Genomic DNA, 23339 nt, shown 5'->3' on the forward strand with positions numbered 1-23339 from the left:
CCTCCAACCCGAATAATATTTATTTCTTCAACACTAGCACGTCCAACGGTCCCATCTCAACCGCTCCCTCAACCTTTCTCTCGTCCAGGAGGGAGGTATAGCTTCCTTCTGGCAGAGTGATCTGCCGTCGCTCCTTGCTCTGATTGAGCACAAAGTAAACCTTCTCGCCGTGCTCGTCCTCGCGCAACGTGACCTCGACGCCCTCTGGCGTGGACAGCACTGGCTCTACGTCTGCTTGCGCGCAAATCTGCTTGATAAGCGTGTCTACCAGTCGTTGCTCAGGGTGCGTCGCGACATAGTAGGCCTTGCCTTGCCCATAGCTATGCTCAGTGATTGCTGGCTGTTGCGCGTAGTAATCCTGCCCAAACCTTGCCAGAGCCTGCGCGCCCTTCAGGTGTACCAGCTCGCCCCACTTGGTCGCTGCATAGTGCCCGCGCAACTCTCCCTCTTCGATAACGATCTCGTTGGACATCTGCGGCGTCAGGGGATCAAACTCCTCAACATAGATGCCGAGCAGTTCGCGGAGCGCTCCGGGATAGCCGCCCGGGATGACATGCTCATTCTGGTCGACGATGCCGCTGAAGAAGGTCGTGAGGAAGGTTCCGCCCTGCTCCACAAAGCCTTTGAGCTTCTGCTCCACGCCTGGCATGATCATGTGCAGTAGGGGCGCGATGACCAGTTTGTACTCGCCCAGCTCCGCCTCGGGGGACACGATATCCACGGCGATATTCTGCGTATAGAGCGCCTTATAATAGGTAAGGATCTGTTCATAGTAACGCAACTGATTGCTTGGTCCCGGCTGATATTCGGAGGACCACCAGCTCTGCCAGTCCATGAGGAGCGCGACCTTAGCGTGAATGCGGGTGTTGGCGACCTGTGGGGCCAGCTTCGCCAGTTCGGCACCCGCCTGGGCTACCTGCTTAAAGATGCGGTTCTGCTCGCTTCCCTGGTGCGAGACGACGGCGCTATGATACTTCTCCGCCCCCGCCATGGATTGGCGCCACTGGAAGAAGAGCGCGCCATTGGCTCCACGCGCGATGGACTGCATGATGTGCATGCGCAGTTGTCCCGGTCGTTTATGGGGGTTCTGTGGCTGCCAGTTGACCTGGCTCGGACTCATCTCCATGACGATGTGGGGCTGCCCGCCCTTCGCTCCACGCATGATGTCATGCGGCATAGCGACCTGGGCCGCGCCATCATGAGGCGCTGGGTACATATCAAAGGAAACGATGTCCATATGTTTGGCCCAATCGAAGACATCGACGGGTTTGAAGGCTACCATCAGGTTGGTCGTCAAGGGGATAGACGGCGTGGCGCGGCGGAGAATCTCCTCCTCCAACTCGTAGCATCCGCGCAGCGAATCGTTCATAAAGCGCCAGTAATCCAGCGTTTGCGTGGGATTGGTCTGCGCCGGCGTGGCACGCGGCGGCAGCACGTCTTCCCACTCATAGTAGCGCTGGCTCCAGAAGGTGGTTCCCCAGGCCTGGTTCACCTTGTCTAGCGTCTGATAGCGTTCTTGTAGCCATTTGCGGAACGCGGCGGCACAATTCTCACAATAGCAGGCGCCTGTATGGCAGCCATATTCGTTGTTGAGATGCCACATCTTCAAGGCAGGATGTTTGGCGTAGCGCGTCGCAATCTGTTCAACGAGCGTGCCGGCCTTGCGCCGGTAATCGGGGCTGTTTGGGCAGTAGTGCTGGCGCGAGCCATGGCTCATGCGCACGCCCTGCTGGGTCACTGGAAGTATTGAGGGGTAAAGGCGACTCATCCAGGTTGGAGGCGAGGCAGTCGCGGTCGCCAGGTCCGCGTAGATACCATGCTCTGCCAGCATATCCATAATGCGGTCCAGTTGCTCAAAGTGATATTTATGCGGTTCTGGCTCTAGCAAAGTCCAGGAGAAGATATTAATTGAAACCATGTTTACATGGGCCAGTTTCATCAGGCGCATATCCTCGCGCCAGGTCTCCTCTGACCACTGTTCTGGATTATAGTCCCCACCATAGAGGATCTTATCAGGAAAATATTGCTGCATAGCTCTTAAATGCTACCTTTCCTTTCAGCATTGATGTCATATGCAATATATCACGCGTGGGTAAGAGGGTGCGGATGTGCCAGCTCCCCAAATCATGTAGGGTCCATGCTTGCATGGACTCCAAGCGCAGCGACTTGCGGGCCAGCCACGCCCATGCCAAGCATTGATCCTCCAACTTACTCTATGCAGAATGGTTACCTTTCTTCGCCCCATGATATGTAGACGCGTGCGTTTAGCAGCGTCGTCTCTGGTATGGTATTATACGAGTGCAGTTCTGAGAATTGCTGTTTCCAGCAAGAGAGAGGTGGTTGTGCCGCAACGATGCAGCACTCTCCATACATGTGCTCTCTCTGCTGTTTGTTTCTCAGGGACCCCACCCTTATAATGGGGAGTGGGAATAGGTTTTAAAATACAAAAGAATTTTAGAAATTTCGAAATTTCGAAATTTGGAATTTGTAGGAGTTTGAACGATGCCCAGAACGTCGGTGCAGACTTACGGAGGCTACTGCATATGACAGTGAATATCGAAGCTACGGAAGCTGATACTCTAGCACAGCCGCTAGATGTCATTGCACTTTTCCGCACCATGGTTACCGCACGAGCCATCAACGACCTGTTGAAGACTCGCAAGACTCAGGGTCGTTTCCCTTTCTATATTGGTTGTGCTGGGCATGAGGGTATGGCAGCGGTCGTGGCTGCCTTGCAGGAAAGTGACTGGCTCGCGCTTTACTATCGTGACCTGGCCGCCTGGCTTCAGCGCACAGGCGATGTCTATGGACCCCTGCGCGAGGCCTATTCTCGCTCGACTGGCTCCATGTGCTCCGGGCGCAATATGCCATCGCACTATAGCAGCCGGAGCCATCGCATCCTCCCAGGTGTAAGCGAGGTTGGAGGTCTGGCTCCCTTTGCGGGTGGCATTGGCTTCTCGCTTAAGCAGCATGCAAGCAAAGATCTGATTATGTGCTCTACAGGTGATGGTGGCTCAGCCACCAACGACTTCAGCGTGCTTCTGCGCCAGTCGGCTGTGCATCAGCTCCCTGTGCTCATGGTCATTGAAGATAATAATTGGGCGATTACGACCCCCTCAGTGGTCCAGTACGCCGGCTCACTCGTGGAGTGGGCAAAGGGCGCTGGCGTCTACGCGGAAGAGGTCGATGGTACAGATATCATGGCGACCTATGAGGCGAGCAAACGCTTCGTGGCCCGTATTCGTTCCGGCCAGGGTCCAGTCCTGATGCATCTGCGCCTGGGCCTGCTTGATCCGCATTCTAGCAGCACTGATATCAAGTCCTACCGCAAGAAAGAAGAGATCGCGCTCACGACCGAGACCAAGGACCCGGTCAAGAACTTTGGCCGCTGGCTGGTGGCAAACGGTCACTTGCAGGAAGGCGATCCCGAGCGTATGCGCAAAGAGATTCGCTCAGAACTGGATCGCGTTGAGCGCGAGGTCTTGCAGGAGCCGGAGCCAGATGGTAGCCGCGTGATGCAGCATGTCGTGGCTGTCCCCGAGTGGCATGAGAATATTCCTCGTGGTGCCAAGCGCCCTCTGACCATGTTGGGTGCGATCAACGAGGCCCTGGTCGAACTGGCCGACCGCGATCCCAACTTCTTTGTCTATGGACAGGATGTCGGCAGCCCCAAGGGCGGCGTTTTTGGCGCGACTGCCAATCTCGTGCAGAAATATCCTGAGCGCGCCATCAGTAGCCCGCTGAACGAGCAGCTTATTGTGGGCCTGGTCGCGGGCGCTGGCATGGTCGATGGTAAGGCGCGTTGCGCCGAGATCCAATTCGTCGACTACCACCAGTCGTCGACCCAGACTGTGCGCCTGGCGGCTCGTACCTCCTATCAGAGCTTTGGCGACTGGTATGTGCCCATGATCATTCGCACCAAGTCGGGCAGCGGCGGCGGTGGCCCCATTTCCAGTAGTACCGCAGGCGGCGGCGCCTTTGGTCACTCCAATGCCGGAGAGCAGTGGTTTACCAATATTCCTGGCATGATTACCATCTGTCCCGCGACCCCCTTTGATGCCAAGGGCCTGTTGTTACAGGCTGCGCGTTCGCAGTCGCCTGTGACCTTCCTGGAGCGCGGTCGCCTCTATCGCTCGGAGCCGCCCAAGGATGCTGAGGGCAATATTATCCACCAGATGGCCGAGTACTGGAGCGTCCCCGAGGGTTACTATACCCTCCCCATTGGTAAGGCGCGCCGTATTCGCATCGGCGAAGGCCCGGTGAGCGTGGCGATTGTCGCCTGGGGTTCGATGACTCTTGAGGCCTGTACCGCCGCAGCCAATATCGTCAAGCAAGAGGGAGGCGCGATTGAGGTAGTTGACCTGCGCACGCTGATGCCCTTCGATGAAGCGACCGTCGCTGCCGCAGTCAAAGAGGCTAATCGCGTCGTTGTCGTGACCGAGGAGTCCGATCTGACCAGCTATGGTCGCCATGTGCATTCCTGGATCGTCCAGAACTGCTTCTACGACCTGGACGGCTCGCCAACCTTCATCAGCGCGGTCGCGGCGCCAGCCGCTCCCTACAACGCGCCCGAAGAGGTTGCCTTCTATCCCACGGCCAAAACCATCGAGGAGCGCATCGCCGACCTGCTCGTCGAATAAGATCCTCAGAAAGAAAAGAGTGTGCGTAAAAGCCAGGGCATGGCCCCGGCTTTTACGCACACTCTTTTCTTTCCCCTTTTCTGTGCTCGACGTGTGCTAAAAACTATGCTACACTGCGTCTTAGATGCAAGAAGAACTACGATGCGCTTTTCAAGGAGAACTCTAAAACCATGACCTGTACATCTTGTGGTGCTGACGTCACCGGAAAGAAGTTTTGTCCTGAGTGCGGTACATCTGTGCAGGCTGCTCAGCCCATGCGGACATGTCCTCACTGTCAGGGGTCTGTACGCGCAGATGCAGCTTTCTGTGCACATTGCGGCGGCTCACTTAAAGGGGCTGTACCTGTCGCTTCGGCGCCCACGACGCGGGCCTGCCCCTCGTGTCATGCTGAGTTGCCCTTGTCCAGCGCCTTCTGCACAAATTGTGGCTCTCAGCTCCAGGCGACCCCTCCCTATACCTCGTCGGGGCAGTATCCACAGTATCCCTCTCAGCCAGCGCAGTCTCAGTATCCGCAAGCGCCGCAGTATCCGAACCAGGCGCCCTATCCACAGCAGCAACCATACCCACAACAGCCATATCCGCCGCAGTATCCGCAACAGCAGCAGTATGGGCAACAGTATCCCCAGCCAGCGCAGCAGCCTTATGGCGCGTATCAGCCCGATCCCATGATGGGCCAGGGGCAGATGGTGCTGCGTTGTCCCACCTGTATGGCGATGGCTCCTATCGGGACCGCCTACTGTCGTGGCTGCCGCACCAATCTGGCAGGTGTCGTGCCCGTGCCCATGAACGCGATGGCTCCTGGTCAGCAGCCCGGCGGCTTTATGCAGGGTAATGGAGGCAAGTATGCCATGGGGGCGCTGGGAGGTGCCGCCGCGGTGATTGGCGGCGAGATGCTCCTCGAGAACCTGGTCGAGGGCCAGCATCATCACCATCATCGACGCGAGGATGACGACGATAATGGCGGCCTGCTCGGCTTTATGGATAATATCGGCCTCTAATCTGACTGGTGCATCTGTGCCCGCTACTGGCGTACGCGCCCCCCTTACATGATGGCGTAGCTGCGTAGCATGTGCCCTTTAGTATAGCCAGTAGCAGGCCCTCTCATACCTTCAATATACCAAAATTGGCTATCTCCCTTTTCTGTTTAGTTGCGACAACGTCTGAAACCGTCTATAATACGGCGAGATACTCTCGTCTCCGTATGCAGAAAAATAAGCTGTCCGGGTTGTTGGTATTGTATTAGTCCTATTTTGATCAGGAAATATAAGGAGAACTGGTGCCTTCTTGCCTCCTACGAGGCTAAGCGCCAGAACTGCGCATGAACTACGAGCGAACGACTCTGCCTAATGGTTTACGTCTACTTACTACCTCAATGCCTGGTATGCGTTCCGCCAGTATTGCCTTCTTCTTTATGGTAGGTTCGCGTCATGAGGATAACCACGTCGCGGGTGTGTCCCATTTTATTGAGCATATGCTTTTTAAGGGATCGCAGCACTATCCTTCTGCCAGGGCTATCTCCGAGGCGATTGAGGGAGTCGGGGGTGTCTTTAATGGGAGCACGGGGAAGGAACTGACGAATTATACGGCTCGCGTACCCGCGGAACAACTCTTTGCGGTCATGCGGGTCTTTGCTGATATGTTCCGTCGTCCACTTTTTGATCCAACCGAGGTCGAAAAAGAGCGCAATGTGATTATTGAGGAGATCAGCTCAACACAGGATGATCCCCAGGAATGGGTGAATCTCCTGGCTGACGAGGTGATGTGGCCTTCTCTTCCCCTGGGACGCGATGATGCTGGAACCGTCGATTCTGTCTCAGAGTTGGGGCTTGAGCAAATGCTGGATTATTTCCACACATTTTATCGCCCTAACTCACTGGTGATCAGTATCGCTGGCAATATTGATCCTGAGCAGGTGCGCCAGGTGACTGAAGAGCTATTCGGGGACTGGGAGCCGAGCGAGTTCCCAGGCTGGAGTGCCTCGCTGCCCCCCGTCGATGTAGCACCTGTCCGTATGATTGAGAAGGACACTGAGCAGACAAATGTTTGCCTGACCACCCTGGGGACCTCGTATCGGTCTGCCGACTACTTTACATTTTTGCTTATCAATGCTCTACTGGGCGATGGAATGAGTTCACGCCTCTTTCAGTCGATTCGCGAGGAGCAGAGTCTGGCTTATGATATTGGTAGCTATCTGAACTGTTACCATGAGACTGGGAGCCTGGTGGTGAGCGCGGGCGTTGACCCTTCGAGTATTGATGCCACCGTTCGGGCCATCCTGGTGGAACTAGAGCACCTCTGCACAGAGCCAGTACCGGAAGAAGAGTTAGCGCGCACCAAAGCCTATGTGCGTGGTGGCTTCTTGTTGGGGCTTGAGGGAACCCAGCAGGTAGCATCCTGGTTGGGTAGCCAGGAGTGTGCGCAGCACCAGGTGCGGGAGATCGACGATATCATTGCCCATATTGACGCCGTGACTGTACAGGATGTACAGCGTGTAGCACAGTCGTGTTTCGCGCCCCAGTGGCGTCGCCTGGCGATTATTGGACCAGATGGAACACAGCGAGCAGGTGAGTTTGAGAAGTTGCTTACAGGTGTGTAATGCTGTGGGAAGAGGAGACCTTGTTTTATGGCACAAACCAAGCTGCAAACGAATCCGCCAACTACGCTTCGTGATTATTTACAACAGACCGAGGATCTGATCAGCAGAGGCGAGCATGAAGAGGCCCTGGCTCGTTGTCAGCAAATTCTGGCTCAGCATCCTGAGTCTCTGGAAGCGCAACGCCTGCTCGGTGAGGTCTACTTCGCTCAGGGGAAACTAGAAGAGGCTCAACAGGCCTTCGACTGGGTGTTGATGAATGATCCCGAGAATGTAGTTGTGTATTGTGACCGGGCCTTAATTAGCGAGAGTCTCTCGGATTTTGATACGGCCCTCGATTGTTACCAGCAGGCTTATGAGTTGAGCCGCGGCAATAGCCACATTCGCGAGGAGTTTAATAAGCTCAGTACTAGGGCAGGTCAGCAGGGCTTTATGTTCTCGCGCGCAGGTCTGGCCCGGCTCTATACGCGTGGTGACCTGGTAACGCAGGCTATTCAGGAGTGGGAGGCGGTCCTCGCCGTGACCCCTGAACGACTGGACGCGCGTCTGGGTCTGCTTGAGGCGCTTTGGCGTGAGGGCTTGTATGATCGGACCGAGCAGCTTGCACGCCAGATTTTGCAGGATGTGCCTGGCTGCCTGAAGGCGCAACTTCTCCTCGCCCACATCATCTCGCCGCGTGATCTGCACCAGGCTGAAGATCTCATCAAGCGCGCCGAGGCTCTCGACCCTGATTTGCTGATGGCACAAGAACTCTTTGCCGATTTGTTGGCGAAGCAGACGCCTGCCCACGAGCCATTTCTGGCCCTTATCCAGCGAGACCCGGTGGCATTGGACAAATTCGTTCAGGAAGTATCTGCTCCTCAGCCATCCACTTCGTCGAGCCGTCCCAGCTGGCCAGGCCTCGATGCAGTCCCCCAGGAGGTTCAGCAGTCAAGCACTTCATCAAGCCGGCCGAGTTGGCCTGGCTTCGATGCTATTCCCGAACAACAGCAGTCAAGCACCTCGTCGAGCCGGCCAAGTTGGCCTGGTTTTGGTGCCGAATCTCAGGAGGCGCAACAGGCGCCTGCCAGTGAAGCCTCTATGCCTGGAGCCGAAGCCCCAACTGGCTCCTCTTCTACCTGGGATTGGCCCGGTGTCGACCAACCCGCCGCTGCCACTACCAATCAGTCGAATCAAACTGACCTCAGTGCCTTGCTGGCCGAGGCCCGTAAATATCTCTCCTCCTCGTTTGAGGACGAAGCATCCTCGCCAGCCGCCGAGCCTGAGCAGCCCTCGAAACAGCCTTCCAGCGCCTCCTGGTCCGGTATAAGCAGTGAGCTTTCCGCCAGTGAACCAGCCACCACAGCGCCAAACAAACCATCTAGTGGCGTTTGGGAGGCGTCGACCTCTCTGAATAAGGGTGAAGCAACACCCACAGAATGGCTGGATATGTTGACCCAGGGCGAGCGCCAGCGTATGGCAGAGCCTGCTGGTGAGCCTCAGGAGGTCTCTGCTCCGGTTGAATCTCAGCAGCCACCAACGCCAGTCCAGCCATCTCAACCAGCCGTGGCTTCCCAGCCTCTGGTAACTCCTGAAGTGAAAGCCGAGGCTAAGGCTAATGAAGACGTCTTTACCTCGCCCTTTGCCATGGATGATGACGAGGAAGAGTCTTCCTTCGGCCCCTCCTGGCTGAAGTCGATAGGAGCCGAGAGCAGGGAGAATAGCATGGAAATGCCTGCTATCTCGCTCTCCAAAGCCAGGCCAGAAGCCTCCAAAATTGTCGCGAAGTCAGAGGCGCCTGTGAGCCCTCAGCCCGCAGAGCAGCCCAAACCCAGCGTCGAACTGGCCACGGCCTCTGAACCCATTCAGCCTGCGCCAGAGCCGGGATCGGCAGACCCCTTTGCCTCCTGGTCGGAATACGCAGCCACGCCCAGCGCACACCTTGAGCAGCCAGAAGTACATCATGAGGCTTCACAGGAAGAGGCGGCGTCACTGCCTACGTTTGATTCCTGGAACTTCTCCAGCGATATGGCTGGCGAGCCAGGTGCGTCTGCCGCCATGCCTGAGTGGGCAAGCCAGTTACTTGGTTCCTCGGGGGCAGCGCCCGCCGAGCCTTTGCCCGCCCCCTCGTGGATGTCTCAACTCTCACGCTCCGCCGAGCCTGCGCCCCTCAACGAGGCGCCTGAGCCAGCGCAAGCGGAGGCACCAGGCGCGAACGAGAATGAGCAGAGCGTTGTCAGCTCACTAGAGGATCTGGAGAAAAACCTCTACTCGCAGGGCTTTATTCCCATGGAACCACACAGCCTCTCCTCCCTGGCGGAAACAGAGCCAGCCACGCCAGAGCAGCCTGATCAGCCTGAGTTTTCGGAGATTCCAGACTACCTGGGGGCCCTGAAGCAGGAACCTCAGGGAGCGACACCCGATTTCTTGCGCGAACTGCAAGGGTGGCAGCAACAGCCGAGTCAATCAGAAGCACAGGACTGGCAGCAGCAATTGCAGCCGAGTCAACCGGAAGCACAGGACTGGCAGCAGCAGTTACAGCCAAGTCTACCAGAAGCGCAGGATTGGCAGCAGCAGTTACAGCCGAGCCAGTCCGAGTCTCAGGAGAGTACTTCACTCTCTTCCGCCCTGGCCCAGCTAGGCCTGGTGAGCCAGCGCGCTCAGGAAGAGCCGCAAGCCCCTGTCCAGCCAGCCGCGAGTGTCGCGCCCGAGCCACAACCATCAGCAGAACAGCCTTCATGGGTGGCCGCACTAGGTGCCGTTCCTCCCATGCCGGTACAGCCAGTCACACGCGAGCCAGAGCCTCAGTCGGCCCCTGTCCAGCCAACTACACCATTTGCGGCCTCGCCCAAACCTGAGGTGGAGAAGCCCTCGCCGCAGTCGAAGGCGCGCCCGAATCCCTTCCTGGAAGATGGCCTGGAGACAACCATGAAGCGGCCCGCGATACGTCTTCAGCCGATGCAGCGTAACGCGAAAGAATCGCAAGCCCCTGTGGTACGCAGCCGACCCGTGGAGCGCCAGTCAGCGGCAAGCGAAGGGAGCGGCAAGCCCCAGGAGCGCTTACTCAAGGGCTATCAGTATCAACTGGTGGGCGACTATGACGAGGCGATGCAAGAGTATCGCGTCTTGGTTCGTACCTCGCCAGAGGTGCTGGGAGAAGTGGTAAGTAATCTCCGGGCATTGCTCAAGCTGGCGCCCAATTATGCAGCCGGCTATCGTGTGTTGGGGGATGCATACATGCGCCAGGGGGAATACCTCCAGGCAATGGAGGCGTATAATAAGGCGCTGACCATGGCGAAGAAGGCTAAGTCCTAATCATCAATAAGGAGTTCTGACGTGGAAACTATTCTGCAACGGCTGACTGACCTTGACGAGGTGTACGATGCCATCCTGGTGGGGAAAGATGGTTTGATCGTCTCGGGTATACTGCATAGCGAAGACGAAGAGGTCGTCGGCGCTATGTCCGCAGCCGCATTTGGTTCCATTACCAGTTTTACTGAGCAGATTAGCAATGGGGAAACCAGCCACGTTGTCATCGAGACGAAGAAGGGGACGATTCAAATGGAGGCGGCGGGCGATTTGATCCTGATCGTGACAACAACAGGTAAAGGTAATATGGGCCGCGTACGCCTGGAGATGAAGAAAGCCTGCGTGCAACTGAACGAACTGGTCACCACCGGCTACTAGGCGCGGGATGCAGAAAGGTTGATCCTTGACGGTTGCCCGACGCTGCTAAAGCACATGTCTACATATGGTTGTTATATGTAGATGTGTGCTTTAGCAGCGTCGGGCCCACACTCAATGTCACTGTACACCGCCCTGGATATATGGCATCCATTGATCTTCCAGCCTCGAGTTGCTATACTGCGCGTGCGCATGGCAGTTAGCCATGCATATGTGGAGCATATTTCGCCCGAAACGCTTGCTTTTTCGGGCACAGAGGGCAATGCAGCGGGTAGGAGGGTGAGGGTGTTGGTCGTCGTGGCCAATAGCCTCACCCTCCTATCTGCGGCGCAATGCCACAGAGACTAGCATTGCAATTACACATCCATTATATTAAGGAGATTTATTGTAACCATGGAGCGAACTCTTGTTCTGCTGAAACCCGACGCGGTCCAGCGCGACCTGATCGGTGAAATAATTACTCGTCTTGAGCGCAAAGGCTTGAAGATTGCTGGCCTCAAAATGATGCGCCTCTCGGATGAGCTGCTCAACGAGCACTATAGCCATCTGGTGGGTCGTAGCTTCTTCCCCGAGGTCAAATCCTTCATGCAGCTTACCCCCGTGGTCGCGCTCTGCCTTGAGGGCGTCGAGGCCGTCGACACGGTCCGTGCACTCTGTGGCATCACCAAAGCGCGCGAGGCGGCTCCTGGCACCATTCGTGGCGAATTTGCCATGAGCGTGCAGGCGAACCTCATCCACTGCTCCGATTCCCTGGAGACGGCCAAAGCCGAGGTTCCTCGCTTCTTCAAAGCCGAGGAGCTCTTCGAGTACAAGGATATCCTCGAGACCTACGTGTACAATTCAAGCGAGCGCGAGTAGTCGCACGGTCGCAAGATCAGTAAACAAACAAGGGAGACTTGTCCATAAGAACAAGTCTCCCTTGTTTGTTTATCCTGACCCAGGTCTATGGCCTGGTGAAGAGACATGGGAAGTGTAGGTAGGGCTCAGCTGGCTTTGCTGGCTCGTTTCTCGCTCCGGCTTACTTTGACGGGTTCTTCTTGTGTGCCTGCCGCAGCCTGGCTCGATGAGGCTTTTTTCTGTTCGCTAAGCCGCCAGCAGCGCGTTTTGCTGCGGAAACATTTATCCTGCTCTTCTAAGGTCTCGGGCGGGGTCCCTTGCAGGCAAAAGACCTGGTACATGGGCTCTCCTGAGACATCGTTGCAGGGAAACCAGCGTTCCCGGTAACAAGGGCAGGCATTCTTGTGTTTCCGCCAATTTGAATTTTCAGATGGATGAGTGTAGATTTCGCCTGCCAAATTGTCTCCTTATCCTTCCTAAATTGTTTCGTATATCGAAGTTACTATGGGTACCCGTAGTATATCACATTGTTTTTAGAATAATAGAGCAAAGACTACAGACAAAACGGGTCAGTTTATGGTATAATAGCTGTAAGATGACATTACTCCCGCTATAACTCCACCATTGCCCACTCTACTTGTGATTTCCCCCTTGCGGCTTCTCGCCACTGTGTGGCTCGCCGGGTAAGTGTGTGGGGGCGCACTGGCGGAGCCAGTGCGCCCCCACACACTTACCCTTTATGGAAGAGCTGGTGTGCGCCCCCACGCATACCTTTTGTGGAAGAGCCGATACTCGCCCACACTTACCCTTTATGGAAGAGCCAGGAGATTGTATAGGGCGCTAGAATGTAATGTCTGTTGTAGGGAGCACTCTGATAGGATGGGTGGGATGGGCAAGCTGTGTGAGAAGATGATTGTGGTGGGCGACAATCTGAGCGGTTGTCAACTTACCATTGTCGCTAGTGGTATGACCATCGGCTACCAGGTACACATCGTAGTTGAGGGAGGCGGCACGGCGGCAGGTGGTATCGACACAATATTCTGTTTGGGCGCCAGTCACCACCAGACGCGTGACTCCAAGTGATTGAAGTGTGTCGTGCAGTGAACTCTCATAAAAGGCATCGGAGGCGCTCTTGTGGACGATAATGTCCTCAGAATGAGGAGCAACCAGGGGATGAATCTGCCAGCCTGGAGTACCGGGTTCTAGTGGATGCCCAGATCTACCACCATGCTGGATATAGAGGATCGGGACCTGCTGATCGCGTGCCCGTTCAAGCAACTCGACGAGAATATGTAAGACCGCAGCCTCTTCTTCATATGCCTCATCAAACAGGCCATTTTGGACATCAATCAACAGGAGAGCAGTCTGTGCAGCCATAGCAGTTTCCTTGTGGTATAAACTATTTGAGACGACCATTATAAAGTACTCTTTAGAGCATACACTCTCTTCAGGATAAAATATGTCCTTATTCACCAATTTCTTGTGAAATGGGAAATGTGGGAAGCTGAACAGTTTCGTCCTGAAAAGCATATCCTCTCTCAAGGCTTAATCGTACTATCTATAGAATGACATAGCGCGCTCAGCTGGCTGTCTGAAGTCACTTGAGTCAACCGTCCCTTGGTGCAGGATTGCAGTGTATTACAAGGCAAGCGGCGTTTCTAGACGCTGTTAGAACCGGAGCTACCGTTGTTTGAACCGAAGTCTGATCCAAATATTTCTGCTATGCCTCCGCAAAAGGAGGCTTCAGCTATAAGGCAAGAGGAGCGCGACATTGCGCCCTGGACGCTTAATGATGTCATGTTGGGTGTGGTGCTTACCGCCATCCTCTGGCTTGTCTCCGCCATCATCTATTCCAGTTATACCGCAAGTACGGTCTCCATCACCAATAACCCTCTCAAAGCCTTCCTGACCCTTGTCCTGGCTACCCTGGTTGAGGGCGTCTTCATAGCGGGACCATTGCTTATAGCCTGGCGCACAACCCGGCCTGCTGAAGGGAAATCGCATTGGCGGGCTGCACTGGAAGGGCTGGGGTTCAGGCGTTTCCATGTCTGGCATGCTTGTGTCGTCATCATTGGTTTCTTCTTTCTGATCTACCTGGCAAACTTTGTATACCAGGCCGTGATTACGACCTTCCACTTGCCGATCCAGACCAATGACCAGTACATTTTTGAGAAAGGGAGGATCGATCCGCTTACTACTTATGCCACGCTGGCGGCTGGTGTGCTTGTTGCGCCCATTTGCGAGGAGATCTTCTTCCGTGGCTTCTTACTCGGCGGCTTGCGCCGGAGTATGTCCAATGGTTGGGCGATTATTATCAGCGCGGTTGTCTTTGCCCTTGCGCACTTTGATCCCGGTTCGTTTGTGGTCCTGCTGGTGATTGGCTTGATTCTTGGCTATTTGCGCTGTCGCATGCGTTCCATCTGGCCAGGAATTCTTTTGCATACGCTCAATAATGCCTACAGTTCGCTGTTGATTGTGTTGGCGCTGACCCACGTTATCAATGTTTAGTAGGCTGTCTGGGTTACTGTTTGGATATTGAGTGACTTCTCGCTACTACGTGGCTCGCAGAGTAAGAGGATGTGGTGGCGGGCTGGCTCTGCCAGCCCGCCACCACATCCTCTTATTGTCTTAAGGAGTGTCGCGTATGTGAGAGAAGTCTGGAAGAAGGCACGATGGCTTCTTACTCTGTAAGGAGTGTTGCGGATGGGGATTTGTTGCACTCTGGTGCAATCTGGGCGTCTATAGAATGTATTTAGGCGACCGAGCAGAGTTTTCGCTATAATTGGTAGTAATCTGGATAATATTAGTGATTATAGAGAAAAGGCTTGTATGGATAATCAATCGTCTTCGATCGCAAATTCACAATTTTTTAGCCACTATCCATTGCCTATACTAGATATAAATTTTCGACGCAATACAGCTCTTACGGGCTTTATCCTGGGAATGATCAGCCTGGCTGGTTTGTGTTCTTACGTTGTGGCGTTTTTCTTTTTTCTTGCCAATCCCATACTGGCAATACTTTGGTGCTTTTGCCATATGGGGGGCTATCATCATTACGTTGATTACCCCTGTATTTGGGATTGTTTTCTCTGCCATCGGTCTCGGATCTACTACTAGAAAAGGCATAGCTATCAGTGTTTTAATTCTCTCAATTGCCCCTCTTGCTATATTTTTTCGCAATCTGTTGTTTATTCTTTATGATAGCGTGGTCGAATCTGCAATCCTGATAGGTTTCTTTGAGACGCTCTACCTTTGGCATGAGGAACGCGCTATTGCATTAGCTGGAGTGGCTGTGCTCTGTTCTCCTCAGTGTGCTTTTGGTGGCGGAGTTCGCCTTGGATGAGGCGGCAGAGGGCCAGGAAGAAGCAGAGCATTGCTACCTGGGGGAGGAAGACGCTGTCAGCACCTGTAATGAGCTTGGGGATGCTGAAGAGGAGTGAGAGGAGCGAGGCAAGCCCAAACAGGATGGTGGGGCTGGTTTGCGTTTTCCAGCAAGAGGGGCGTAGCCACCAGATGGCGATACCCAGGCAGCGTGCCGTGATGCCCATCCAGCTCTCGATGTTCTCCAGAGAGCGCGCATCGAGAGGGCTGAAAAAATAGAGGCCCAGCACGACCAGGGCGCCGACGAGAGGAAGCAGGGCGACAAAATAGCTGTCCCAGCGTTTGATGGGGGTACGATGGATGGAGAGGCAGGCATAGGTGCCCAGCAGCACAATAGAGGGCGCGGTTGTAAAGTAGGCGATGAGGGCATCATCCAGGTGGGGGGTGAAGGTCCGCAGCGCAAAGTTAAGGAGCGAGAGTACTCCCCAGGCGCCTCCACAGATGCTTCCCAGGCGTAGCCAGGTGTTGCGCGAGGTAAAGAGAAGGGTAATCCAGCCCCCAAAGACGAATACGGTCTCGATAAGGAGGATCTTGCTGTTGGGAGATAGGAAAGGCAGGTGATTTTGCAGGCCCTGAGCTATCAGGCTGCCAGCACTCAGCCAGATGACCGCCAGTAGCGCGAAAGTCACCATAAAGCGCGGCGTCCAGATAATAACCTCTTTCTCTGGAAGCGCTTTAATGGGTGTTTCAGGCTGCTTGAGCGTTTCAAGCTCGGGAGCAAGCATGGGCGTATGGATAGCTTGTTCAATGGGGGTGGCGATACGTTCTGGCATCCTAAATGTTTAACCTTACCTCTCAGTTTTTGTAGCTCTGTTGTTTCTAACGATTGGGCAGCATATTCGGGTACATTTTTTCTTCCCACAAAAGAGTGATCTTGCGCGCGACGCGAGAGATGCGGCGCTATGCACAAGATCACAGGTATTTATTTTCGCGGCAATGGCGGACAATAGTCCTAATCGAGGTCGACGCCAATCAAACGTGCAGCCTGTTTGCGGAGTGATTGCAGACCATTGCTGAAGCGTACAGGATAGGACTGCTCTGGTGCGAGGGTGCGATATCTGGCAGGAAGCGCCTCCAGATTTTGCTGGGCCAGCTCGCGGATCTCTGAGAGTGGGGGGAGGCTACCGGGAATAATTTCGCCGTTGCGCACCACGGGGCGCAGCAGGCGTTGGTAGCCCTCTGGATGTGGTTCATGGGAAAGCTGAATAACATCCTCTTCCCAGTTGGGGTGGCGATAAATCTCTTTCTTGCCCGGCCAGGTACTTTTGGCGCCTGCGATCTTCATTTTGGGATATTCGCTCCCTGACTCGTCGACGTACCAGACCTCTTTATAGACGGTCCCAAGCGAGCCACCGGCGATGCCACGCTCAACGGAGCCCGCGCCATAGCCCAGAGTGGTCCCGATGCCGAAGGAATCTATTGTCGCTCCGGCCTCGAGTAGTTCACTGATCTTCCACTCGTCCAGGTCACCACTGGCAAGGATGCGTACGCTGTGTAGTCCAGTCTTGTCGAGCTGTTCGCGGATATAGATACTATCAGAGGCGAGATCGCCACTATCCAGGCGGACTGCGGCCAGGGTATGCCCCATCGTCTCTTGCGTGCGTAGCGCGACCTCAATGGCTTTATGGATCGCCGCACGTGCATCGTAGGTATCCAGGAGCAGCGTATAGCGATTATAGGCCTCAGCAATGGCGTAGAAGGATTCTTCCTCGGTCGGGAACATCTCAATCAAGGCGTGAGGCACGGTTCCTGTCGCAGGTAGGCGATACTCATAGGCGGCATTGAGCAGTGATGTACTGGCACAGCCACCAATGTAGGAGGCACGCGCCACCGTCATTGGCTCCTGAGCGCGGCGGAAGGCGAACTCGGCCACGCGGCGTGTACGACCTTTTTCAGCGGCATAGACGATGCGCGAAGCCTTAGTGGCGATCAGAGTTGAAAGCCCTATGGCCTGTAGCAGTCCGGCCTCCAGCAATATAGCCTCGCGGAAGGGAGCCGTCACGCGCATAATAGGTTCGTTAGGAAAGGCGATTGAGCCCTCTGGTAAGGCCAGGATTTCACCTGTAAAGCGTGTCTGCGCCAGTTCATCGAGGAATGAGGCATCGTAGTCGCGGATGCGCGCGAGAAACTCCAGTTCTTTGTCGCTGTAGCGGAAGGCCTGCACAAACTCAAGCGCGGCCTCCAGACCTGCAACCAGCATATAGGTACCACCGAAGGGTGCTGTACGGGTATAGAGATCGAAGGTTGTGAGTCCATTATAGCCGGTGCGCCACGAAACATATGCTGAATCTGGATGATACATATCACTCATTAATCCTGGATGGTAGTTGGGTGCGCGACGATTCATAAACAAACCTCTTCAGGCAATGCCCTCTGCAAAATTATGCTTCTGCCAAGTTAGTGTACATCTTACCATATTTAAGCAAGCCAATGTGTGTTAAAGGGTCATGCGGGTGTCTATGTCGGGCATGTGCCCGACATAGACACCCGCATGACCCTACTCTTATGAGGGGAGTTGAGGCTTGCATGCCTCCACTGGTACTACCCTGGTACTATCCTTCTCTGCTTTATAAGAAGTCGTTATTGCTTTTTATATGTCTTCAAGTCTTATAGGGTCCTGGTTTTAGTGCTTCTAAAGTATTGCTAAATAATATTTAGATGCTTTTGTCAATTGCTTGTTATAGCCTGGGGGTACTATGTTTTCTCAAGTCTGGGAAATGATAGCCGTATATCTTTAGTGTCAAGACGCGGTGACATGAGATATATAAAGTCACCCACAAACGTTTGTGCCTGGACACAAGCGATGTACCACTAATGAGATACAATCACTGATTTTGGCTGATTTTGAAAAAATAAAAGGAGCATACGTGAAAGAGCATACTATCCAGACATCCAAACAGGCGAAGAACGTAAAGAGCTTGCTGCTGAAGCTTGGAATGGCAACACTGTTTGGTGTTATGATGATAACCGCCATGCTTGGTTTGGGTGCGCGGACAGCCTCTGCTAAAGTTCACACGGCTAATGCCAATGCGGACGTCGTTTCGATGATTCGCCAGGTCTTTGGTCCTCACGCCAACCAGGCGATCAACATCGCCCGTTGTGAGTCGCACTTTAATCCGAACGCGACCAACTCGCAGGCGATTGGCAATAGCCACGCGGCAGGTGTCTTCCAGATCCTCTACCCAAGCACCTGGAATGGGACGCCCATGGCTGGTAGCTCACCTTATGATGCCTACGCCAACATCAAGGCCGCTTACCACATCTTCCAGCGCGACGGCTACAGCTGGTACGAGTGGCAGTGCCAGCCCTAATCAATAAAGAATAGCGTATACGCAACATCCCACCTGATATTTCATCAGGTGGGATGTTTGCTTTTGTAGAAGTGACTTCTCGCCACTGCGTGGCTCGCAGAGTAAGGGAGTATAGTGGCGGCGTGACAGAGCCACGCCGCCACTATACTCCCTTACTCTATTGGGTATGAGGAGAAGGATGGGGCAAGTCTATCCCAAGTTGAAGCATCTCATGCGCTGATGGTGTCTATATGTTCTCAGGCGAGGAGTAGGATGATGCCGGTGGCGATCATGCCGAGGGCTGCCAGGATTTGCATATAGCCAAGAGACGGCAGGATGCGTGCTACCAGGAGAAATAGTAAGAGCGCGCCAATACTCCAGAGGATAAGCCAGCCCAGGCGCAGAATCATGTTGGTGTGATGCTCTTGCATAAGCGTATCCTTCTACTGTGCTGTGTTGCCACATTGATAAATGATGATAAGCCCTTTTCTTTAGCATAGTCAGTGGGCGAAATATTTTGTGTCTCTGTTGATCTGGCAGGGCGAGCGTTAAGTTTAATACGTGATGCTAGAGGATATGGCTTCACCCGGTTTTATTTGTCTGTTACCCTTTTTCTTAACTTTTCCCGTCTATGTCAATATGTGGATGAGCCTGGCTGGCTTGATAAACGCATTGCTGGCAGGTTGTTGTGTGAGGGGCATACTGGAGATAGCTGTAGCTTTTTGGCGCTCACAATATTGTTGCGTTCCATAGAGGAAAAAGGTAAGGGGCAGGCCCATGAAGATTGTTGTTATTGGTAGTGGCTTTGGCGGTTTGACCGCCGCGATTCGGTTGCAGGCTCAGGGACATGAAGTGACCATTCTTGAGAAGCGCGATAAGCCAGGTGGGCGCGCCTATGTATATGAGCAGGATGGCTTTACTTTTGATGGGGGACCAACCATTATTACGGCTCCCTGGCTGATTCACGATCTCTTCACGCTCTGTGGCAAAGAGACGGCGGACTACGTCAATTTGATGTTGATCAATCCTTTTTATAATATTCGCTTTGAAGATGGTTCTGTCTTTCATTATGCTGGTGATCGTGAGCATATCTTAAATGAGATTCGGCGCTTTAATCCCGATGATGTGGATGGCTATCTGCGTTTCGCCCAGGATACAGAGCAGATTTATGAGAGGGGCTTTGAATTAATTGACCAGCCCTTTACAACAGTGTCTTCGATGGTGAAGGTGGTACCGGACCTGGTGAGCTTGCAGGCTTATAAGTCGGTTGCGGGCCTGGTGAACCAGTACATGAAGGATGAGCGCTTGCGCCAGGTTTTTAGCTTTCATCCTCTCTTGATTGGGGGCAATCCATTTGAGAGCACCTCTATCTATGCGCTGATCCATACGTTGGAGCGCAAGTTTGGCATCTGGTACGCTCAGGGTGGTACCGGGGCACTGGTCAAGGGCCTGGTCAAGCTGTTTGAGGATATGGGAGGCACGTTGCATCTCAACCAGGAGGTCGGACAGATCCGGGTGGACGAGCGCACTGGCCTGACGAATGGCGTTGTGCTCAAGTCGGGAGAGTATATTGCTGGGGATAGCGTGGTCTGTAATGCCGATGTGGCTTATTCATATCTGAATCTCGTGCCAGCGAAGGCCCGGCACAAGTATACCGATAGCCGGGTCAAGAAGATGCAATACTCGATGTCGCTCTTTGTGATCTACTTTGGTACGGATCGCAAGTATGAGGATGTTGCGCACCACGAAATCCTGATGGGACCGCGTTATAAAGGTTTGCTGGATGACATCTTTAAGCGTAAGGTTTTGGCTAAAGATTTCTCGCTCTATCTGCATCGTCCAACGGCGACGGATTCCTCGATGGCCCCCAAGGGCTGTGATTGCTGGTATGTGCTCTCCCCGGTACCACACCTGGGTAGTGGCATCGATTGGACACAGATGGCGAAGCCCTATCGGGACTCGATCATTCGCTACCTGGAGGAGCGCTACCTGCCGGATCTCTCGAAGCATATTGTGAGCGAGCACTATATCGATCCGTTGCATTTTCAAAATACATTGAACAGCCACCTGGGTAGCGCCTTCTCGGTTGAGCCAATTCTGACACAGTCGGCCTGGTTCCGTCCGCATAATGTGAGTGAGGATATTGCCAATCTTTACTTTGTGGGTGCAGGAACTCACCCCGGTGCGGGTTTACCTGGAGTCATGAGTTCAGGTAAAATAGTAGCAGATATGATTGGTCAGGATGGCCAAAAGGGGAAAGTTAATTTAGGGGAAGTAAGTGGAGGAAGGGAAAACGTGTTACAGGCACGTATATGGGAGAGGCAGGCGGTTCGCTCACATAATTGAGTGGCTAAGCTATTTACCTGTATGTGGCAAGGGTGTGCCTCACGATGAGGCAGGCCTTGGCTGCCGAGGAGCCACCAGCTTAGGGTGGAAAAGCGTGTATGCAGGTAAATAAGCGTCATTGGCGTGCATGTTGTGCGTGCTTAAGGACACGTGCCATGCATTCCGTGGTCACCTAGAAGGAGGGCAGCCATGTCTGAGCAGCGTCGCTGGGCATTGGGTGTCGCGACCGGTACCGGCATCCTGGGCCTGACAGTTACTAGTGGTCTGGCGTTTATTGCGCATCATATCGTAGAGGAGTTCTCTCGACCGCACCTGGTTCTGGATGAGTCTGGTTTCACCTGGACCATGCCTCAACCTGCCTCTGATCCTGATCCCTCGTTGCAACGATCTCTACTCTTCAAAACAGCCGATGGCAAACTGCTTAGCGGTGACTTCTGGGCACAGCCGTGTCCAGCTCCCACAGTCGTCCTCTGTCATGGATATCGTATATCGCGGGCGCACCTGCGCTCCGTAGCTACCTTAGAGTATGCGCGTGGCTATAATGTGATGGCCTTTGATTTTCGCGGGCATGGAGGCAGTGAAGGGGCTTCCACGAGTGGGGGAAATGTTGAGGTGCGTGATCTCGAAGCCGCTTTGATTGTGGCATGTAGTCAGCCAGAGACGTTGCCAGGGCGTATCATCATCCATGGCTTCTCGATGGGAGCCTCCGTGGCTCTGCTGACTCCTCCACATCCCGATGTCTGTGCCATCATCGCCGATAGCCCCTATGCGCGCTCCGACGAGGTTATGCACAGGCTGGTGCAGTACCGTCTGCTGGAGGCCAGTAACCGCTGGAAGCGTTGGCCGCGCCTGGTAGGGCAGTTGCGCTCCCTCCTGCCTCCACTGGCCTGGGCGACCGTGGGCATGAGCGTGCTTGTCTTCCGCCTGCGTTTCGGCTTCACTTTTGTGGCGCGTCCGGATGCTAGCTTTAAACGCTGGCAGGGCTGGAAAACCTATGCCCAGACCTCGGATCGTCGGCGCCCCGTGCCTATCCTCTTGATTCATGCTGAAGGCGATCAGCTTATTCCCATTGCGCACGCGCGTCAGATCGCCAGCCAGGCCAAGATTTACGAGGTTCCCCTGGAGACCTACTTTGTCGAGGGGGGATCGCACTGTGATGCTTATGGATATAATCCGCGTCAGTACAATAGTGTCCTAAAGAACTTTCTAGAGCGCCAACTGGGACCAGATTTTCCCGAGCAGCACCGTAATGATGAAGGCGAGAACTAAATAGTTGCTAACCAAGCGAAAATATCAGGCCTGAGTACCTGGACAGGAACACTTGAACACTTGCAAAAAAGGCGTTTTTATGTGCATAATCTTTTTAGGGATAAAAGTATGTTTTATGGTGAAACGCGCATAAGTTGTCTAATAGCTGATGCACTACCCGGTAAGTGTGCTTCTAGAGGAGAGACATGCTGATACCTGATGAGATAACACCCACCACGGGCGAATTGGAGAGCATTGTACGTGTTCCCGATCGCCGGAGTGCGCTGCGCTTGAAGCGACAGCAGTTACGTCATCAACCAACGACCGATGCCCTACCCAATCTTCATGTAATGACGCCCCCGCCACGTAGTGCTCCCCGCCAACTTACAAAGACGCGCGAAGAAAATCGACATCTGCGTATGATGCTGGAGACGGTGCGTGAGGAATTGTACCAGGTGCGCCAGGAGTATACTCTGCTTCATGCGCGCTATGAACACGATGTCGCCGTCATTCATAGCGCGTACCAGCAGGAGATGGACGCGTATGGGCAGCAGTTGCAGGAGGTATTGGAGGCGCATACTGGCCTGCAACGCGAACACCAATCCCTTGCGACGCGTTTTCAGGAGTTACAGCAAGCGCTTGATACCTCGGCCTCACAACTCGCGCAGGAGAAGATTGCGCAAGTGACGCAAGAGCTGGAAGTTGCTCCAGAGACGGCTCCGCCCTTGCTGGAAGGCGTGCTTGAGACGCTCCAGCGCCACGCGAAAGAGCGGGAAGACAAAAACCTGGTAGAAATTCTCTTCTTAAAGCGTGAGATCCAACGTATGAACGAGTGTCTTGAGCACGAACGCCAGCAAGTAGACGCCGAGCGGCAGAAGTTGCTGACGTTGCAGAACTCGGCGCGCGAGCAGGCCGAGCTACGTGAGCAGATGGTAGAGGCGCGTTTCCAGGCGCGCTGGCGTATGCGCGCCATTGTATCGTCGATTGGTATGCTCTTGCTGCTGGTCGCGCTCCAGTTTGGTGGTTTGCATCTTCTCCATGCCGATACCAGTCCTCTGCTCTCGCTGGCGTTGATTGCGCCCATTGTCATCTGTGTCGTCTGTGCGATTGTGTTTGCGACCCCGGTCTCGATGGTAAAAATCATCTATCATGGAGCACCACATAAACGGAGAGTGAAAGCCTGAACTAAATGACAGTCACAATCGAATAGTTGTTCTGGCGAGAGGTTGGTGCATTTGATTACGATGTAGCCCTCTCAAGATAAGCCCGGTTGCCTGGATGAGTCTGAAGATCTTTTTATAGGTAGGTCGCAGTTCGACGCGACTTCCTATGCGTTCCCTC

General features: G+C 54.3%; 18 protein-coding genes. 11 read left to right on the plus strand and 7 right to left on the minus strand.

The annotated features are described in order from the left end of the window. Positions 1–19: 19 nt before the first annotated feature. Positions 20–2032 (minus strand): beta-galactosidase, encoded by a 2013-nt coding sequence (locus tag JMJ16_RS30425; RefSeq protein ID WP_201387699.1) that lies wholly within the window; start codon positions 2030–2032, stop codon positions 20–22. 511 nt (positions 2033–2543) lie between these two features. Between JMJ16_RS30425 and JMJ16_RS30430 the strand changes: the two genes are divergently transcribed. The 6 genes from JMJ16_RS30430 to ndk all read left to right on the plus strand — a co-directional run bounded on the left by JMJ16_RS30430 (position 2544) and on the right by ndk (position 11754). Beyond that, positions 2544–4640, plus strand: coding sequence for a thiamine pyrophosphate-dependent enzyme (locus JMJ16_RS30430; RefSeq protein ID WP_201387701.1), 2097 nt, complete (start codon positions 2544–2546; stop codon positions 4638–4640). A gap of 170 nt (positions 4641–4810) precedes the next feature. Next, the gene (locus JMJ16_RS30435) at positions 4811–5638 is read left to right on the plus strand and encodes a zinc ribbon domain-containing protein (protein WP_201387703.1); all 828 of its coding nucleotides are present in this window, start codon (positions 4811–4813) and stop codon (positions 5636–5638) included. Positions 5639–5958: 320 nt separating this feature from the next. Then, positions 5959–7236 (plus strand): pitrilysin family protein, encoded by a 1278-nt coding sequence (locus tag JMJ16_RS30440; protein WP_201387705.1) that lies wholly within the window; start codon positions 5959–5961, stop codon positions 7234–7236. Between the two features lie 27 nt (positions 7237–7263). Then, on the plus strand, positions 7264–10527 hold the full coding sequence (locus JMJ16_RS30445) for a tetratricopeptide repeat protein (RefSeq protein WP_201387707.1): 3264 nt from the start codon (positions 7264–7266) through the stop codon (positions 10525–10527). Between the two features lie 21 nt (positions 10528–10548). Then, entirely contained in the window at positions 10549–10899 is a 351-nt protein-coding gene (locus tag JMJ16_RS30450) for a roadblock/LC7 domain-containing protein (protein WP_201387709.1), read from the plus strand. 390 nt (positions 10900–11289) lie between these two features. Next, positions 11290–11754, plus strand: coding sequence for a nucleoside-diphosphate kinase (gene ndk / locus JMJ16_RS30455; protein WP_201387711.1), 465 nt, complete (start codon positions 11290–11292; stop codon positions 11752–11754). 125 nt (positions 11755–11879) lie between these two features. Here ndk and JMJ16_RS30460 read toward each other — a convergent pair whose 3' ends face one another. Further along, complete coding sequence (locus JMJ16_RS30460) at positions 11880–12074, minus strand: hypothetical protein (RefSeq protein WP_201371777.1); 195 nt, start codon at positions 12072–12074, stop codon at positions 11880–11882. Between the two features lie 499 nt (positions 12075–12573). Then, positions 12574–13110, minus strand: a complete 537-nt coding sequence (locus tag JMJ16_RS30465) for a cysteine hydrolase family protein (protein WP_201387713.1) — start codon at positions 13108–13110, stop codon at positions 12574–12576. A 309-nt stretch (positions 13111–13419) separates the two neighbouring features. Here JMJ16_RS30465 and JMJ16_RS30470 point away from each other — a divergent pair, with 309 nt between their 5' ends. Next, on the plus strand, positions 13420–14241 hold the full coding sequence (locus JMJ16_RS30470; protein ID WP_201387715.1) for a type II CAAX endopeptidase family protein: 822 nt from the start codon (positions 13420–13422) through the stop codon (positions 14239–14241). Between the two features lie 384 nt (positions 14242–14625). On the opposite strand, the gene JMJ16_RS30475 is transcribed toward JMJ16_RS30470, so the two are convergent. The 3 genes from JMJ16_RS30475 to JMJ16_RS30485 all read right to left on the minus strand — a co-directional run bounded on the left by JMJ16_RS30475 (position 14626) and on the right by JMJ16_RS30485 (position 17461). After that, positions 14626–14829, minus strand: coding sequence for a hypothetical protein (locus JMJ16_RS30475; RefSeq protein ID WP_201387716.1), 204 nt, complete (start codon positions 14827–14829; stop codon positions 14626–14628). Positions 14830–15002: 173 nt separating this feature from the next. Next, positions 15003–15887, minus strand: a complete 885-nt coding sequence (locus JMJ16_RS30480) for a hypothetical protein (protein ID WP_201387718.1) — start codon at positions 15885–15887, stop codon at positions 15003–15005. A gap of 179 nt (positions 15888–16066) precedes the next feature. Beyond that, the gene (locus tag JMJ16_RS30485; RefSeq protein WP_201387721.1) at positions 16067–17461 is read right to left on the minus strand and encodes a nicotinate phosphoribosyltransferase; all 1395 of its coding nucleotides are present in this window, start codon (positions 17459–17461) and stop codon (positions 16067–16069) included. Positions 17462–17981: 520 nt separating this feature from the next. Between JMJ16_RS30485 and JMJ16_RS30490 the strand changes: the two genes are divergently transcribed. Further along, the gene (locus JMJ16_RS30490; protein ID WP_201387723.1) at positions 17982–18425 is read left to right on the plus strand and encodes a transglycosylase SLT domain-containing protein; all 444 of its coding nucleotides are present in this window, start codon (positions 17982–17984) and stop codon (positions 18423–18425) included. A gap of 236 nt (positions 18426–18661) precedes the next feature. On the opposite strand, the gene JMJ16_RS30495 is transcribed toward JMJ16_RS30490, so the two are convergent. Next, positions 18662–18835: a hypothetical protein gene (locus JMJ16_RS30495; protein ID WP_201387725.1), complete on the minus strand. Its 174-nt coding sequence runs from the start codon at positions 18833–18835 to the stop codon at positions 18662–18664. A gap of 346 nt (positions 18836–19181) precedes the next feature. On the opposite strand from JMJ16_RS30495, the gene JMJ16_RS30500 reads away from it, so the two are divergent. The 3 genes from JMJ16_RS30500 to JMJ16_RS30510 all read left to right on the plus strand — a co-directional run bounded on the left by JMJ16_RS30500 (position 19182) and on the right by JMJ16_RS30510 (position 23182). Further along, positions 19182–20750: a phytoene desaturase gene (locus JMJ16_RS30500; RefSeq protein WP_201387727.1), complete on the plus strand. Its 1569-nt coding sequence runs from the start codon at positions 19182–19184 to the stop codon at positions 20748–20750. A 189-nt stretch (positions 20751–20939) separates the two neighbouring features. Beyond that, a complete protein-coding gene (locus JMJ16_RS30505; protein WP_201387729.1) occupies positions 20940–22019 on the plus strand; it encodes an alpha/beta hydrolase in 1080 nt (359 codons plus the stop codon). 185 nt (positions 22020–22204) lie between these two features. Next, the gene (locus JMJ16_RS30510; protein ID WP_201387731.1) at positions 22205–23182 is read left to right on the plus strand and encodes a CidA/LrgA family protein; all 978 of its coding nucleotides are present in this window, start codon (positions 22205–22207) and stop codon (positions 23180–23182) included. Positions 23183–23339: the final 157 nt, after the last annotated feature.

The organism is Ktedonobacter sp. SOSP1-52 (genome assembly GCF_016587395.1).